This is a genomic window from Photobacterium lutimaris (assembly GCF_003025555.1).
Taxonomy (GTDB): Bacteria; Pseudomonadota; Gammaproteobacteria; order Enterobacterales; family Vibrionaceae; genus Photobacterium; species Photobacterium lutimaris.
In genome coordinates this window covers 549,855-565,977 of sequence record NZ_PYMH01000002.1, presented here as the reverse complement: position 1 = coordinate 565,977, position 16,123 = coordinate 549,855, and the positions used below count along the sequence as shown (strand labels likewise).

The following is a 16,123-nucleotide window of genomic DNA, read 5'->3' as shown; positions in this document are numbered from 1 at the left end:
GCGGGTGAACACGTTCACTTTCTGGATGTGAGTAGATGATCGATATTTTGTGTCGCTTTTGTCATATTTTGCGGCGAGGAGTGTACAGAATATTGGTTTGAAAAAAGAGGTTGTTGCTGGGGTTTGCCTGTAGCGATAAAGATTCTTGCGCCAAGCTTGCTGGTTCTGATTTCTATAGGTAGAGCGGACGGGACCAAGGTTGCCATTTGTAGGCGATGAAGCTGACTGCCGCTGATGTAGACACTCCCCGAACGTAAATAAATAAATCCGGTAAGTTGAACCGGATCGGGAGCAAAAGACCAGCAGCCGTAAGGAGCGATCATAATATCGAGGAAGGTCATAGGAATGCTGTATTTAACCGGACTGGCTGCACCTTTGTACTGGCCAATAATTATCTTGGTGGTCGAGTCATGTTCCTCAATTAATGGCATCTGCTGGGAGTGCAAATTGATGCACCTAGCCGGAGACATTTCGACTTTCCCTGCCGGTAGGACAGTGCCGAGACTGAAGGATTCCACCAGCCCATTTTGAGGGGTCATAATATCTTTGTGAATGACGCCGTCGCCCGAAGTCATGATATGCACATCACCGCTGGCAAGGGTGACATGGTTGCCGGTTGAGTCATGATGGCTGAGCTTGCCAATAACGGGGTAACTGACAGCATCAATCCCCGAATGGCTTTGATAATCGAGCCGCTCAGCATGAAGTAATGCTTTGGCGGTAAAATGATCCCATTGCACAAACGGATTGAGCTCTTCAAGTTCTGACGGTTTTATAAAAGTGGTTTGAAGGCCACGCTTTGTGCCAAAGCGAATTTTTTGTACGGTTCTTGTCTTTCTCATGGCATTGACCAAAATCGTGATGCGACGATGAGCATGGAATCTAATCAAGAAACAGATCACAGAAACATGCTGCAATCATGAAATTGATACAATAAATCTTAGACCCAAGACTGGGGCTTCACCATGGTAATTTATGAAAAAAAACAAAAGCATTGAGATATAAAAAAACGGAAACTCGAGAGAGTTTCCGCTCTGTGCTCTGAGTTGTATCAATGGCGGCTTAAAAAGACCGGCTATATTGCAGGCCGAATAAGATCGCATCGGCGCGTGTCGTTGCCCCGGTGATTGAAGGAGCATCCAGCTCAGGACTCAATTCTTCGTCAAAAGTGACATCTTGGCCGACGAGGTAAGTCAAACCAAAGTCGATGCTTTCCTTTTGGCTGAAGTGGTAACTAAAGCCAGCAGAGAACCATTGACGATCAGAGTCTGGAATTGAGATTGATTTCAGCTCATCGGTTGCCGCGATGTCGTACATGTATCCAGCGCGAAGTGTCCAGTCATTATTTAGGTAATAGGTGCCACCGATAGAAATATGACCGGCATCCTTCCATTGATACTCTTTTTCAATCGCACCGATATGCAGGGTATCGAAAGCGCTCCACTCAACCCATTGTAAACTGTAATGGGCGGCGAATTTGTCGGTAAGGCGATGGTAGCCTGAAAATTCAGCAATATCGGGTAGGGGTAAATCCATTGAACTTGCGGTTTGCAAGCCACCCATAACGTCGCCTTTCGCTTCAACGGTTGGACTGTAGCGGTAGCTAAGGCCAAATCGGTGATTTTCATTAACCTCGTACACCAAGCCAGCATTCCAGCCAAGTGCGGTACCGGATGCATCGACATCCAAGACGTTTTGCTTTAGCTCGGTACAGAACAGCGGGCTGCCCATGACGCTAGGGCACACCTCGGCATCAAAATCACGGGAGAGCTCACCGACACCGTAGATGATGTCCAGGCCTGCACCGATGCTGAGGTGCTCATTGAGGCGATAAGACAGGCTTGTCCCTAGGTTCATACTTTTAACGCTTGTTTTCCCGCCGAAGATCGAGGCGGCAAAGTCGTCTCCAAATTCAGTTGCGGTGCCGAAATTCGAGTATGCGGACAGGCCCCACGCCCATTTTTCATTGATTGGCATTACCAGGTGCAGGTTGGGGACCAGCGAGGTGCCGCCAATGTCGTCGGTACCTGAAAGATCATAGCTGTTTGTTTCTAAACCTAGAATTTCGCCATTGGGACTGGCGATAACTTTGGGCTGGTGGTAAGTACCTGATTTCATTTTTACGTCAGTCGCGATGACATTAAAACCAAGGGAAAAGTTAGACTCTTTAAATAGGGCCATTGCCGCAGGGTTACGGGCAGCTACCGCGGCATTGTCGGCAATCACAGCATCACCGGCAAAGGCACGACCAAGGCCTGTTGCTGATTGGCTATTTAATTGGAATCCTGCCGCTAGCGAAGGTGTTGACGAAAGTACAATAGCCGAAACTACAGCACTTGTTAAAAGACGCTTCTTGAACATATCTATATATCTTTTTAATTATTAAGTTTGGCTATTTATATCGCCATAAATTATGTTGCGATTTTAGAATGAGTATTTATTTAAACAACTCTGACCAGTTTTAATTGACGTGCTTGTTTTAATATTGTGGTGGCCAATGTTAAATCTTTATACTTTATTATTTCAGGGTGTGATATGTCTGATTTTTGTATTTTTATTTGCAATGTTTTGGCTGTGATATGCGGCAAGGTAACTAGCTATATTAGGATTGATATATCTAATTTTTTATCATGGATGATAGCTGTATGTCTATGTTTCTTATAATTAATAAAAGGTTTTATTCATCTCTGGTATGAATGGGCCTTGTGTATGCGCTATGGTTTTAGGTTTAACTTTTTGGTTTCATGTTTTTTCTTTTATTAAAACGTCAGACCAGTTCAATATTCGATTTAATTTCACAGTAAAATAATTATAATGAAAGTATACAAACCCCTATAATTATAAGTACTGAGGTAATTACTTATTGCTTAGGTGTTTATTAATAAAATGCAAGAAGCATATAAAGACTATAATTATGAAATTTTATTCCCGCTCTATAATTGCAACAGGCATCGCGTTGGCCTTAGTTGCATGTAATAATGATTCATCAACATCTGGCAAAGAGAATACTGCGCCGTCAAAAGTAACGGTCCAAGTCGGCGAGGCCAAGGTTACCGGTTTGATCGAAAAAAATACCATTAGAAATGGGGTTGGTCAGGTTGAAACCGTTGATATCGAGGCATTTAAAGGTATTCGTTTTGCCAGCGCTGAACGCTTTGAGCACAGTACGCTGGCCAATCTGACCGGGGATATTGATGCCACTGGGTTTGGGGCCATTTGCCCGCAGCTGGGTAACACGGAAATCGAACAGTCGGAAGACTGCCTTAGCCTAAATATCTGGCGGCCTGCTGGGGTTGATCAGCAAGCCAATCTACCTGTGTATGTCTTCATTCACGGCGGCTCATTTGAAAGTGGTGCGGGATCATCAGCCTTAAACCAAGCTGATACCGTTGTTGCACAGAGTATTTCAGATACCGCGATGGGCGAGCGCGGAAAACCATTTATTGCCGTTTCACTGAACTACCGCGTTGGTTTGTTAGGAAGTAAGTGGGTTGATGTCGAAGATCAACCTCGGGGCGGCAACTTCGGTATCGGTGATCAGAAGAGCGCTTTGGAGTGGGTTAATAAATATATTTCCCAGTTTGGTGGCGATGATACCAATGTGACCGTTTTCGGTGAGAGCGCCGGTGCGATGTCGATTGGTATTTTGCAGCAAGACACAAAGGTCGCTGGTCCATACTACCAGCGTGCGATCATGCAGAGCAATCCGTACGGAATTGCCTACAAAGATTATGGTTCGGCCAAGCGTCTTGAAGCGCAGCTTGAAACTCAGGCATTGGAGCAGTTCAATAAACCACTGGCAGAACTCAGTCTAGATGAGTTGAAGGTAATCCAGACCTATGCCAAAGAACCGGTGCAATTGGTGACAGGGCTTGTTACTTCTTTTCCTGCGACGTCGGGTTTCTTGCCGTTTGCTCCTTATATTGAGAGCAGGGAAAAGAGTATTATCGGCGGGGGAGCTATTAAAGGTTACCATGTTGTTGGGCAGCCTATCCATACCCAGTTTAGTGTTCCTACGGTCGTTGGTTTTAACACCGATGAAGCGAATATTTTCACTTCGATGCTGGATTGGCTGTTCCTCTACAATATCACAACCGTTGACCCGGAGACTGGCGAACGGGTGCCTTTGATCATGCCGGGGGTTTCTCAGGATGGCACCGTTGATATAAGCGCGCCGAAAGAAGACGTTATTTCATTAATCAAGCAATACTATTGGGCAATTTGGGCTGTTGACCGAGAATTGGCAGCTAAAATGAAAGCGATTCAAAAAGAGCTTGAAGCCATGCCTGATGATGTAATTACCCGGCAGAATCTGTATCCGATCATTACCCGCTTAGTTTTGGGGCTTCAAAACCAAACGGCAAATAATGTTTTAGCATATAGCGACTATGCTGCGTTTGATGATAAAACCTTAACAGGCAACGGTGTTGACGGTGAGAAAGGGGCGTTAGGTAATATCGGCCAAATTCGGAAATTAGCGAATGACCTGTTGTTTACCTGTGCTGCGCGTAATGTCGTAGATAATCAAATTCAGACTGACAAGAATACGACGCTATACCACTATGATTACACTTCGAGCATCAATATATGGCCATTTGGCCATGGCACCATAGGTGATTTGGCTGCACTGAGTTGTAGCAACACTAATGGTACCGGCAAAGCGTGTCATGCCTCGGAGTTGCCGTTTGTTTTTAACAAGGCGGTGAACATTGCAGGTGAGAAAATTTATCCGAACAAGCAAGATCGTCAATTGATGAACACCATGTCACGAGTTTGGTTTACCGATGCGTTGTTCGATGAATACTATCGTAACAGTGCTGACAATACTGACAGGGTATTGATGATCAATGCTGAGGGTAAGTTTGTTGAGCAAGTGGATTGGGATAGAGCATATAACCCAGCGCAAGATGCAGGCCTGAGCAGTTACGGTGGCCTTTGTGATGGACTTATTGGTGAAGAGATTTTGTTTGATTACTTTCCTAGGTAACAAATCTATCACTCAGTAAGCACGGTGTTTAAAAAGCGGAAACCCGAATGGTTTCCGCTTTTATTTTTTTTAGGTGTTGCTGGAAATTAGAAGCTGCGGCTGTATTGCAGACCGACGAGGATTGCATCTGCGCGGGTCGTGGCTGACACGCTGGTACCAATTGGCACACCCTCAACTTCAATCCCCATGAACTCATCAACTTGGGTGTCTTTACCAATCAAGTAGGTCGCACCAAAGTCGATATTTGAACGAGAGTTAATATGGTAGGTAAAGCCGGCTGAGAGCCATTGGCGATCCGAGTCAGGGATCGAAATTGATTTGATTTCGTCCGTAGCGGCTACGTCATACATGTAACCGGCGCGCAGCGTCCAGTCATTGTTTAGGTAGTAAGTACCACCGACCGAGATGTGGCCTGCATCTTTCCAGGCATATTCCTTTTCAATACCGGCCATTTGCAGTGTATCGAAAGCACTCCATTGTACCCACTGGACACTATAGTGCGCGGCAAATTTATTGGCTAGGCGGTGGTAACCAGAGAACTCGGCCATGTCCGGTAGTGGCATGTCCATCTTGTCGCTATTGCCGGTAATCGTATTGACGTCACCTTTGGCTGTGACGGTTGGGCTGTAGCGGTAGGAAAGACCAAAACGGTGGTTGTCATTCAGCTCGTAAACCACACCGATGTTACCACCGACAGCAAAGCCAGACGCATCGACATCAAGGGCGTTGAATTTTTGATCGCTACATTGAATATTAGGAATCCAACCACTACTTACGTTTTGACAGTATTCAAAATCGATATCGCGCTTAAGCTTTCCGATACCGTAGATCAGATCCAGACCTGCCCCCAAGCTCCATTGCTCGTTCAGGCGGTATGAAACACTGGCACCTAAATTCATGCTCTTGATATCGGTTGTACCACCAAATACAGAGGCGGCAAAGTCATCTTTAAACTCGGTACCAGTACCGAAGTTAGAGTAAGCGGAGAGGCCCCATGCCCACTGATCGTTTACTGGGACAACAAGGTAGAAGTTAGGGACTACAGCGGTGCTACCGATACCATCAGTACCCGAAATATCGAACTCATTAGTCCCAATTGGCAGGCCTTCAAGCAGCTTCATTTGGTTATAAGTACCGTCTTTAATACGTACGTCAGTATCAATAACAGTGAAACCCAGTGACATGCTGGTTTCTTTGAACATAGCCATGGTTGCAGGGTTACGGGCCATCGCTGAGGCATTGTCGGCAATAACAGCATCACCAGCAAAAGCACGACCAAGACCGGTTGCTGATTGGCTATTAAGTTGGAAACCTGCAGCCATGCTTTGTGTAGACGCAAGAGAAAGTGCTGTTAATACAGCACAGGATAACAAACGCTTCTTGAACATGTAGAATTCTTTTTTATTTATGTGATTAGATTTATACCCAAGTACCTGAAGTTAATTGGGTATATTTCGATTAATGCATGCGCATAAATCGTGGGGATTCTAGGTGGGGGTTGAAATATAACAAATCTGACCAGTTAATTAATTTTGTTGTCAGGATGTTGGTGTTGTTATATATATTCGAGGGAGGGTGTTTGAGGTGGTTTACTATATTTATTTATACCTCAATACCATCTTGAAATAAAGTAAAAACTCTATTTTGGATTGTTTAATTATCGGTGCAGATTGGTTTTTATTTTTAATCTGTTGTTTTTATAGTGATTTATTAGATTTTATTTTAATTTAATGGCAATGAAATACTGTTATGCTTGTTGTTTGTGTTTCGCTATGTTCAGTTGTGGTTATTCTCAGTGAACCATGCTTTAGTCATCATTTAACCTATTGAATGTTGCTTTGACTGATTTATTGATGTCTGTTTTTAAAATGTTATTTTGCTGCGATTTAATGCTTTGTTTTGTTCGTATTTAATACAGAGTAAAACGTTCGATGAAATAATTTATTACAAACTATTTTCTGAACTTTATATCTACTAGTCTGAATTAAATCACGTAATGTGAGCTGCCTTCAAAAAGGAAGCCCTACACCCATTTCACATACACTACCTTGGCCGAAATCTGGTGCTGTTGGAACATCTTCAGCCATCGTATTTGGTTATTTTGCAGTGTGTCGCCAGGACCTTTCACCTCTGCAAAGCAGTATTGTCCGTCTTTAAACAGAATCAAATCGGGAAAGCCATTGCGGTTGTTTTTCGGATCGAACAATATCCTCTTGAAGATCGCAACTAAAGCCGTTACCGGAATTGTCGTAGCGGCCTGATGGATAATCGCTTCAGTTAGTGTTCCCCAGTTGACCCAGTCATTGCTGATACCTTGCTTGGCTCGGTAGATCTCTAGCCAATATTGCCAGTCTCCCGACTCCAGTGCCGCCAAACGCTCGTCTATCTGTGGTTGACGGTGTAGGTAAAATTTATGGGAAAACATATCTTTGGGTGAACGTTGAAACGGGTTGAGGAAAGCGCCTTGCTGAGCTGAAAAAATGATGTCCCACATCGCGAGGCCGAATAAGCCACACAGCAGGGTGTTCTCAAGGAAATAGGCTTGCCAACCTCGCTGCTGGTAGTAAGCAGAAACATCCAGTTCAACACTGGCATGTTGCTGGGCAAGGAGAAGGATCTCGCTGTCAAATTTGGGCCTTTTACGCGGCGGCTGCTTGCTACCAAGCTTATTGAGCAGGCGATGGGTGAGTATACCCGCTACATCGGCTTCCTCTTCGTTGGTAGGGGAATCCTGCATCTGCAGGGCCAATGCCAGTGCTTGCTCAGTACCGCCTTGCTTGTCGAGGATCCTTATTTGCCTTTCTCTTGACGGTGGCCTCTCACTATGTTGATAAAGTAAACGAGCGTGCTCAAGCTTTTCAGGATCTTTGCTGCCCAGCCTTTCGGTATCCCGGCCAATGTGATTAATAAGCTGCTGCCTTTTTCGCTCTAACGGAGGCCAGTCAAAACGATCAGGCAAAGCTTCTGACAGCTCAGCTATAGCGGCTAGATCTTTTGCTTCTTTGTATCGCCAATATTGCTCGTTGAGAGCGGATAGCTGGAGCCATTGATCGATATGCAGCCTTTGGTGAAACAACCTGTAATTTGGATCTATCGGATAGTCCTCAAATAGCTGCAGGCCAAGATCCGTTAAGACAAATTGACTAAGATCTTGATGGCTGTTGCCAAAGAACAATAAGAAAAAGACGGAGAGATGATGGTTATGGTAGACCTCTATCAGTCGGGTCGAATGCGTACTGATGTCAGGATGGTGGTTGATCACTTGGGCGACAATTTCGCCTTTTTTAGCCTGTTTATGGGTGCTTAGAAAATCAAAAAATTGAATCAGCTCAGGCTTGCTGTAGAGGGTACAAAAGGCGTCATAGCCAATATCTTTTGGAGCGAGGCTGATCATCTTAGCCTGTTCTAATTCAATGAAAGCGGTAGAGAGTGACTCAATTTCTGGATAATGGATCTTATCGTAGCGGAAGTAAGGCCCTTTCCGGGTTAGCAGGCGGATATATAGACACTGCGCTGCCTTACTGAGCGCAATGAAGGAATCGTACCATTGCTTTTCATGACGACTTAACAGATCACCGTACATGTCATTGACGGTATTGATCAAACACAGAAAGTTATCGTGGTAATAAGTCTGTGGTAATTCAGGCAAAGCGGCTGATCCATTCATATTGCATTATGGGTTATTGGTATAGGTAGGGTAATGTATAAATATATCATCATTTAATTTCAATGGTTTAGATATATCTTTGTTGGTAGTATTGGCATTGAACCCTCTTTTAACATCAATTGGCTATTTCGGTGAAAACAAACCCAATCATCCTCTATTTAGGGTACCTTATATTATCACTCTTGAGTTTTAGTACTTTGGCTGAACAACGGCCAGCTTCAGCGAATGCCCTGGCTGATGATATCGTGGGTGCTGTTTGTGTGATCCGTAACGGTGATAACTTAGTACTGCTATCGGAAGTGATCACCAAGAAGTTTTCACTGCCCGGTGGCTATATTGACAAAGGTGATACCCCCGAGCAAGCCGCTGCACGCGAAGCGCTTGAAGAAACGGGGATAGTGGTAGAGGTCAAGCACCTTATTCAATACCGAGGACGAGCGGCCATATATGCGTGCCAGGCAACATCGCCAATTCCGGTCTCGTCGTTCAAAGACAGTAGAGGGTATCCGATTGTTGCTTCATGGTTTTCCAAGCATTTTGCAACAGAAGTTGAACGTACCTATCTCATCGACCCAACGGCTATTGATGAACAGGAATACCGCTACGCAGAAGATATGCCATTACTACCTCAGTGGCTTTCCGTCACCCCGGAAAGCGACGTAATCATCTACGAGCGTTTTGACACAGAGCCCAATATACTGCATCAATACGAGCTGGGGTTGATTGAACAGTTCCAGTTCTACACTTCGACCTGGTCAACACCAGCACAATGGTTGTTCACTGGGGTGATGCGGAGTATCAGTATTATAGGGGAGCCTTGGTTTGTCTTTCTTATGGCCGTACTTTTTGCCGGTTATTTCCGTACGCCATTATTCCTTGAGGTTGCTTTTTTGATAGTGGTCTCTTTGTATTGTGCTTCCTTGCTCAAGCATGGTCTGACGCTGCCTCGCCCATTTTTTATTGTCCCTGAACTGCAAAAAATCAATGCGTATGGCTTTGGCTTTCCGAGCGGACATATTTTACTGACGACATTGATATGCGGCATTTTGAGCCATTTCCTGCGGCGACGTTTCTCATCTGCTGGACAACAACGGTTGATTGCTGTTGTCACGGTGCTATTGATACTCGGTCAGTGCGTGGCGCGAGTCTGGTTCGGTGCCCATTTCATCAGTGATGCTGTGTTGAGTTTGATGCTCGGTATCGTTATCGTCGCGATATTTATTGCCTGGCGCAATTACGAGTTTACTGTCTTCCAACACCAATTAACCAACCGTTGGTTCTGGCTTGGCCTGAGTGTGATCGTTGGCGTAACGGCTGGGATATCTCTTGTACCGGGCCAAGCTTACTTGTTTGCTGTGTTGCTCGGGGTCGTCTTGACCATCGACTACGCCGAGCAAGTTGATCAAAACACCCCTGACATGCCATTTGTTCGCCAGCTCATTGCCTGTGTCTGTGTATTAGCAGGGGCATTTGCTATTAATGGCGTCATTGCCGTGTTGTCATCAATGCAAACCGTTAGTTTGATAGTGCTGGGAATTAAAGGTGTCGGTTACCTTGTTCTTGGGGCGTGGCTGCTTGCTGGCTCTTCTTGGGTAAGGGCTCTGGTGAGTCGTTAGCATGGCCATGGGAGTAGTGGTTTGAATCAGACGCTTTTTTTCCCGATACCGGTAGGGTAAAGTGTGACGACAACCAAATAACAACACATAGAGAGGCCAGTCGTCGTAGGATACGGCGTGATACTGGAAAAGGAGAGCAATGTTACCTGCACTGACACACCCAAACGGTACTGAAGATGTCGTACTGTCGTTCCTGCAAGAGCTCGAAAAAGCAGGCTTTTGTGGGGATATGGAAAGCACCTATGCCAGTCGCCTTGCGGTGGCAACGGATAATAGCGTCTATCAACAGTTGCCTCAGGCCGTGGTATTTCCTACCCAAAATCAAGACCTAATTATACTTGGTCAGCTGGCACAATCTGACGCCTATAAAAGCATTACTTTCTCTGCTCGGGGCGGGGGGACGGGAACCAATGGTCAGTCGCTAACACCGGGTATCGTGGTTGATTTATCTCGCCATATGAACAAGGTGCTGGAGATCAATGCTGAAGAAGGCTGGGTCAGGGTTCAAACCGGGGTAGTTAAAGACCAGCTAAATGATGCTTTGCGTCCATATGGATTCTTCTTCTCGCCGGATTTATCGACCAGTAACCGGGCAACGATTGGCGGTATGATCAATACCGATGCGTCAGGTCAAGGCTCGCTTAAGTACGGTAAGACATCTGATCATGTGTTGGGGCTAAAGGCGGTGTTGGTTGATGGTTCGGTATTGGATACCGAGCCACAGCAGAGTGAGGCTATTCATTCACTGGCTGATAGCGATGGACTGGCAACTCGAGCGTTGAAGGTGTCTGAGCGGGTTTGCCGAGACAAGCGAGGGCAAATTGTCGCTAAGTTCCCACCACTTAACCGCTTCCTCACCGGCTACGATTTAAAGAATGTGTTCGATGATGAGCTCAACCAGTTTGATATCACTCGTCTGCTCTGTGGCTCGGAAGGCTCATTGGCTTTTATTACTGAGGCCAAACTCAATCTTACCCCCATACCTAAAGCTCGTACCTTGGTTAATATCAAGTACGACAGTTTCGATTCGGCGTTGCGTAATGCCCCGATGATGGTCGAAGCGAGGGCATTATCCGTGGAGACGGTGGACTCACGGGTATTGAACTTGGCCAAGCAAGACATTGTTTGGCATACGGTCAGTGATTTGATTACCGATGTGCCTAATCAAGACATGTTGGGTATCAATATTGTCGAGTATGCCAGTAACGATCCTCAAGAGAACCAGCAGCAAGTGACCGCACTGTGCCAGCAGCTGGATGTGATGTTGGCAAACAAACAGCATGGCATTATTGGCTACCAGGTGTGTCATGCGCTCGCTGATATCCAAAAAATCTATAACATGCGCAAAAAAGCGGTGGGCTTGCTGGGCGCGGCTAAAGGCAGCAAGAAGCCGGTTCCCTTTGCTGAAGATACCTGCGTACCACCAGAAAATTTAGCTGACTTTATTGGTGAGTTCCGTCAGTTGTTAGATGAGAACCAGCTAGATTACGGTATGTTTGGTCATGTTGATGCGGGGGTACTGCATGTCAGGCCTGCGTTAGACATGTGCGATCCTGAACAAGAACGCTTGATGAAGCAGATCTCCGACCAGGTCGTCGTCTTAGTGGCGAAATATGGCGGCCTGATGTGGGGCGAGCATGGTAAAGGTTATCGTTCTGAATATGGGCCTGCGTTCTTCGGAGAAGAGCTGTATACCGAGCTGCGGAGAATTAAAGCGGCGTTTGACCCTGACAATCGGATGAACCCCGGTAAAATCTGCATACCGCTCGAAAATGACGACGAGTTGGTGAAGGTTGATGGGGTTAAACGTGGTTACTACGACCGGCAGATCCCGGTAAAGGTGCGGGATAGTTTCAAGCAGGCAATGGAGTGCAACGGCAACGGGCTTTGCTTTAATTACGATACCAGTTCACCGATGTGCCCGTCGATGAAAATCAGTGCAGATCGTCGCCATTCGCCGAAGGGACGTGCGGGCCTGGTACGTGAGTGGCTCCGTTTATTGTCTGAGCAAGGTATCGACCCCGTCGAGCTTGAGAATACCTTGATGGAGAGCTCGCCATCAGTGAAGCAGATCATCGACCGCTTCAGAAATACCTTTGGCGCCAAGCGTAATGAATATGACTTTTCCCATGAAGTCATGGAGGCAATGAATGGTTGCTTGGCGTGTAAAGCCTGCGCCAGCCAATGCCCAATCAAGGTGGATGTACCGAGTTTCCGTTCGCGCTTTATGAATATGTATTACAGCCGCTACCAGCGCCCGGTGAAAGATTACCTCGTCGCTTATGTCGAAAGTTATTTGCCGATAATGGCCAAAGCCCCAGCGACCTTTAATGCGATTATGCGGCCTAACTGGTCGAAGAGCTTAACAGCAAAAGCGGTTGGTTATGTTGATATGCCGGCGTTGTCTGTGCCGACTCTGTTCGAGAGCTTGGATGGCCACCATGCCACCCGTTTTGACCTGCAGTGGCTGCAGGCACTGTCTGAGCGGGAGCGACAGGATTACGTCTTGATCGTTCAAGACCCATTTACCAGCTATTACGATGCTGAAGTGGTGCGTGACTTGGTTTTCCTTGCTGAAAGACTCGGTAAAAAACCGATGTTGGTACCCTTCAAACCCAATGGCAAAGCGCAGCACGTGAAGGGCTTCTTGCGTCAATTCGCTAAAACAGCCAAGAGCACGGCAGAGTTTCTCAATCAACTGGCCCAATTGGGTATCCCCATGGTGGGCGTTGATCCGGCACTCGTGCTCTGTTATCGCGACGAATACGATGAAGTGTTGGGGAATAAACGCGGAGAATTCACTGTACTGACCGCCCATGAATGGTTGTTGCCTGTGCTGAACGATAAACCGGCATCACCAAAAATTGAAGGCGATGATTGGTATTTGTTCGCGCACTGTACCGAAAAGACAAAATTGCCGAACGCTGAAAAAGAGTGGGGGACAATCTTCCATCATTTTGGTGCGAACCTGATCCCTGTTTCTGTAGGCTGTTGCGGTATGGCGGGTACATTCGGTCATGAAAAAGACAAACTCGAGACATCAAAGGGGGTGTATGCCTTGAGCTGGCAGCCTAACCTTGCCAATCTGGATGTCGACCGTTGTTTAGCTACTGGTTACTCCTGTCGCAGTCAGGCCAAGCGCCTTGAACAGAGTAAAATGAAGCATCCGGTACAGGTGTTGTTGCGGATTTTGAGCAGTCGGTAGGTAATACCATCGTCTAATCAACAAAGATAAAAATGCGGCATTAAGCCGCATTTTTTGTTTAGGTCTGCGAGCTCACTATTCATCGGGGGATAGCCAGCGGTAAACCAGACCAGCAACTAGGGCCCCGAGTAGCGGCGCTACCCAGAACAGCCATAGTTGGCCCATCGCCCAGTCACCAACCAGTACCGCAGGGCCTGTACTGCGGGCAGGGTTGACCGAGGTATTGGTCACTGGAATGCTGATCAGGTGAATCAGTGTTAATGCTAGCCCGATAGCCAACCCTGCCATTGCAGGAGAAGCAAGCTTATGGGTCGCCCCGAGGATCACAATCAGGAACATGAAGGTCATGACAAATTCAGTCATAAATCCAGACACCATATTGTAATTTCCGGGAGAATGGTCGCCGTAACCATTAGAGGCGAGGCCGCCAGCAAGGCTGAACCCAGCTTGTCCACTGGCAATGAGATAGAGCACAAACGCCCCGGCAATCGCACCGAGTACCTGAAAGATGATATAAGGGACGACTTCAGCCGCCGGAAAACGCCCGCCAGACCAAAGCCCCACGGTCACCGCCGGATTAAGATGACAGCCCGAAATATGGCCGATGGCGTAGGCCATGGTGACCACGGTCAAGCCAAACGCCAGCGACACACCCAGTAAACCAATTCCAACATCAGGAAAAGCTGCCGCTAGCACTGCGCTGCCGCACCCGCCGAGTACTAACCAGAACGTACCGATAAACTCGGCCACTAATTTTTTTATCATCTAGGCCTACCTCTGAAGGGTCACAAAACTTCATAGAGTATAGGAAGCGTGTCGTAAGACAGTGGCTCAACACTGACACTAGTGGGCTTCTTTATCGATATAGGCCTCTAGCTGTGCTGAAAGCCACCGGGATATTCGGCCCAGTTGGATATGCTTGCCGTAGATCACGCCATAGGGCTGCCAGCGCATTGATTGGTAATGGTTTAGCACTTGTAATGTACCGTCTCTCAAGTAGCTGTTGATCAGTACCGATGGTACGGTTGACCAACCATTACCGTCGAGCACCGCATTGCGCAGATGCTCGTAAAAGGTGAGAGCGATATAGTTGCTAGAGGTTGGCGAAACGGCGGTCAAGCTCTGATCTTTGATGGCTGCCAATACAAATTCAGTCGCATGGGCCAAATCGTCGCTGACCACGTCACTGAGTTGGTTAAGAGGGTGATCAGCATGGGCTACCGCCATCATCCGAATTTGTCCTAGCTGGGTATATTGGTTATTGGGTAGGTTATTCGTCGTTGGCAGTAGGCAAAAAGCCATATCCACCATGTTCTGCTCGACCATTTCATCGAGCTCGGGAGGCGGTGCAACATAGATAGATATGCTACTGTTGGGGTAATTGACGCTCAAATCGTGAACCAGTTGGCGCCAGAACGATTCTGGTAGTGCATCATCTCTGGCGATCCGCAGGGCTGCTTCAACGCCTTCGAGATGCTGTTGGCATTTGGCGTGGATATCATTGGCAATCATGATGATCCGCTCAGCGTCGTTTTTTATGGCTTCGCCAATCTCTGTTAGCTGCACCTGATTACCGCTGCGTTGGAGGAGCGATATTCCAAGTTCATCTTCCAATGTGCTTATTGCCGAACTAACCGTTGTGCGATTTTTACCACACCTTTTGGCTGCTTCTGTGATTGAACCAGATTCACAGGTTTCAAGAAAAAGTGCTAATTGACTGAGTTTCATAGGGATCCTCGACAGAGATATTCATGCATTATCCTGTATTCAGCGATGAAAATCTGCATTAGCGCCAAAAATAATGGCGCTCAGCGATTACCGTATTTGCTCTCATACCAGTATGATCAGGAGTGAGAACAAAACAAGAATTCAAGCAAGGCGGTAGGTCCTGCACTGAGGTAATTATGCAATGCAATGTGGTACTGGAGCGTAAGCTTTTACAATTTTCAACTTTTTCAGCGCTGCTGTTCGCCCTGTTAGGGATCGGATTCGGGCTCTGGATGGGTTCACTCGTTATTCTTTTCGATGGGGCGTACTCACTGGTTAGCTTAGCATTGACCGTGCTATCCCTAGTCGCTGCCGCGTATATTCGCTCACCATCTCGACAAGATGCCGCTAGAGTCCAAAAGGTTGAGCCATTGGTTATTGCTTTCAAAGGACTCGTGATCACCGTTATGTGTTGTATTTCATTCAGTTCAGCGGTTTTGGCGATATTGGATGGAGGCCGAGATATTGATGCTGGCCTAGCACTCTTTTTTGGTGTAATTAACGTCATTGGTTGTCTGGCGACTTTTCTGGTCATGAAAAAGTATGGCCATCAGTCGGGGTCTAATCTCGTGGTGGCAGAGTCCAAGCAGTGGATGATGGATACGGTGATCAGCGGTGCTGTGATGGTTGGCTTTATATTGGCTATTTTGATGCAGTATGTTGGTCTGGCTGCTTACTCTGTGTATGCCGACCCAGTGATGGTGGTTATCGCGTCCGTGTACTTTGTGATTGTCCCGTTGAAGATGATGTTTGGTGCATTAAAAGAGTTACGAGAAACAGACGACTACAAAGCCCTCACTGAACTGCGTTAATTCAGTTTTGATCCAGTGTCGTACTCTGGTTACTTTCAGGTAGGAGTACGCTATAGCTCCTACCTTTTA

General features: G+C 46.6%; 10 protein-coding genes. 4 read left to right on the top strand and 6 right to left on the bottom strand.

The features are described from left to right. Positions 1 to 14: 14 nt before the first annotated feature. Positions 15 to 842, bottom strand: a complete 828-nt coding sequence (locus C9I99_RS08100) for a pirin family protein (protein WP_107348341.1) — start codon at positions 840 to 842, stop codon at positions 15 to 17. A gap of 220 nt (positions 843 to 1,062) precedes the next feature. Beyond that, on the bottom strand, positions 1,063 to 2,361 hold the full coding sequence (locus C9I99_RS08095; protein WP_107348340.1) for an outer membrane protein transport protein: 1,299 nt from the start codon (positions 2,359 to 2,361) through the stop codon (positions 1,063 to 1,065). Positions 2,362 to 2,914: 553 nt separating this feature from the next. Between C9I99_RS08095 and C9I99_RS08090 the strand changes: the two genes are divergently transcribed. Next, the gene (locus C9I99_RS08090; protein WP_107348339.1) at positions 2,915 to 4,987 is read left to right on the top strand and encodes a carboxylesterase family protein; all 2,073 of its coding nucleotides are present in this window, start codon (positions 2,915 to 2,917) and stop codon (positions 4,985 to 4,987) included. An 86-nt stretch (positions 4,988 to 5,073) separates the two neighbouring features. Here C9I99_RS08090 and C9I99_RS08085 read toward each other — a convergent pair whose 3' ends face one another. Together C9I99_RS08085 and C9I99_RS08080 are read right to left on the bottom strand one after the other, a co-directional pair. Continuing rightward, positions 5,074 to 6,375, bottom strand: coding sequence for an outer membrane protein transport protein (locus tag C9I99_RS08085; protein WP_107348338.1), 1,302 nt, complete (start codon positions 6,373 to 6,375; stop codon positions 5,074 to 5,076). 635 nt (positions 6,376 to 7,010) lie between these two features. After that, positions 7,011 to 8,636 (bottom strand): VRR-NUC domain-containing protein, encoded by a 1,626-nt coding sequence (locus tag C9I99_RS08080; RefSeq protein WP_166645381.1) that lies wholly within the window; start codon positions 8,634 to 8,636, stop codon positions 7,011 to 7,013. A 215-nt stretch (positions 8,637 to 8,851) separates the two neighbouring features. On the opposite strand from C9I99_RS08080, the gene C9I99_RS08075 reads away from it, so the two are divergent. Next, positions 8,852 to 10,270: a bifunctional NUDIX hydrolase/phosphatase PAP2 family protein gene (locus tag C9I99_RS08075; protein ID WP_166645380.1), complete on the top strand. Its 1,419-nt coding sequence runs from the start codon at positions 8,852 to 8,854 to the stop codon at positions 10,268 to 10,270. 139 nt (positions 10,271 to 10,409) lie between these two features. Further along, the gene (ydiJ, locus tag C9I99_RS08070; RefSeq protein WP_107348335.1) at positions 10,410 to 13,475 is read left to right on the top strand and encodes a D-2-hydroxyglutarate dehydrogenase YdiJ; all 3,066 of its coding nucleotides are present in this window, start codon (positions 10,410 to 10,412) and stop codon (positions 13,473 to 13,475) included. Between the two features lie 75 nt (positions 13,476 to 13,550). Here the strand turns inward: ydiJ and aqpZ are convergent, their stop codons facing one another. Both aqpZ and C9I99_RS08060 read right to left on the bottom strand, forming a co-directional pair. After that, on the bottom strand, positions 13,551 to 14,237 hold the full coding sequence (gene aqpZ, locus C9I99_RS08065) for an aquaporin Z (RefSeq protein WP_338069660.1): 687 nt from the start codon (positions 14,235 to 14,237) through the stop codon (positions 13,551 to 13,553). Between the two features lie 81 nt (positions 14,238 to 14,318). Further along, on the bottom strand, positions 14,319 to 15,203 hold the full coding sequence (locus C9I99_RS08060; RefSeq protein WP_107348333.1) for a LysR family transcriptional regulator: 885 nt from the start codon (positions 15,201 to 15,203) through the stop codon (positions 14,319 to 14,321). Between the two features lie 176 nt (positions 15,204 to 15,379). Between C9I99_RS08060 and C9I99_RS08055 the strand changes: the two genes are divergently transcribed. Further along, on the top strand, positions 15,380 to 16,054 hold the full coding sequence (locus C9I99_RS08055; protein WP_107348332.1) for a cation efflux transmembrane domain-containing protein: 675 nt from the start codon (positions 15,380 to 15,382) through the stop codon (positions 16,052 to 16,054). Positions 16,055 to 16,123 lie beyond the last annotated feature (69 nt).

Excerpts from the sequence above, each read along its gene's own strand:
- C9I99_RS08100 (WP_107348341.1), bottom strand. The coding sequence starts at position 842 with ATGAGAAAGACAAGAACCGTACAAAAAATTCGCTTTGGCACAAAGCGT.
- C9I99_RS08095 (WP_107348340.1), bottom strand. The coding sequence starts at position 2,361 with ATGTTCAAGAAGCGTCTTTTAACAAGTGCTGTAGTTTCGGCTATTGTA.
- C9I99_RS08090 (WP_107348339.1), top strand. The coding sequence starts at position 2,915 with ATGAAATTTTATTCCCGCTCTATAATTGCAACAGGCATCGCGTTGGCC.
- C9I99_RS08085 (WP_107348338.1), bottom strand. The coding sequence starts at position 6,375 with ATGTTCAAGAAGCGTTTGTTATCCTGTGCTGTATTAACAGCACTTTCT.
- ydiJ (WP_107348335.1), top strand. The coding sequence starts at position 10,410 with ATGTTACCTGCACTGACACACCCAAACGGTACTGAAGATGTCGTACTG.
- C9I99_RS08060 (WP_107348333.1), bottom strand. The coding sequence starts at position 15,203 with ATGAAACTCAGTCAATTAGCACTTTTTCTTGAAACCTGTGAATCTGGT.
- C9I99_RS08055 (WP_107348332.1), top strand. The coding sequence starts at position 15,380 with ATGCAATGCAATGTGGTACTGGAGCGTAAGCTTTTACAATTTTCAACT.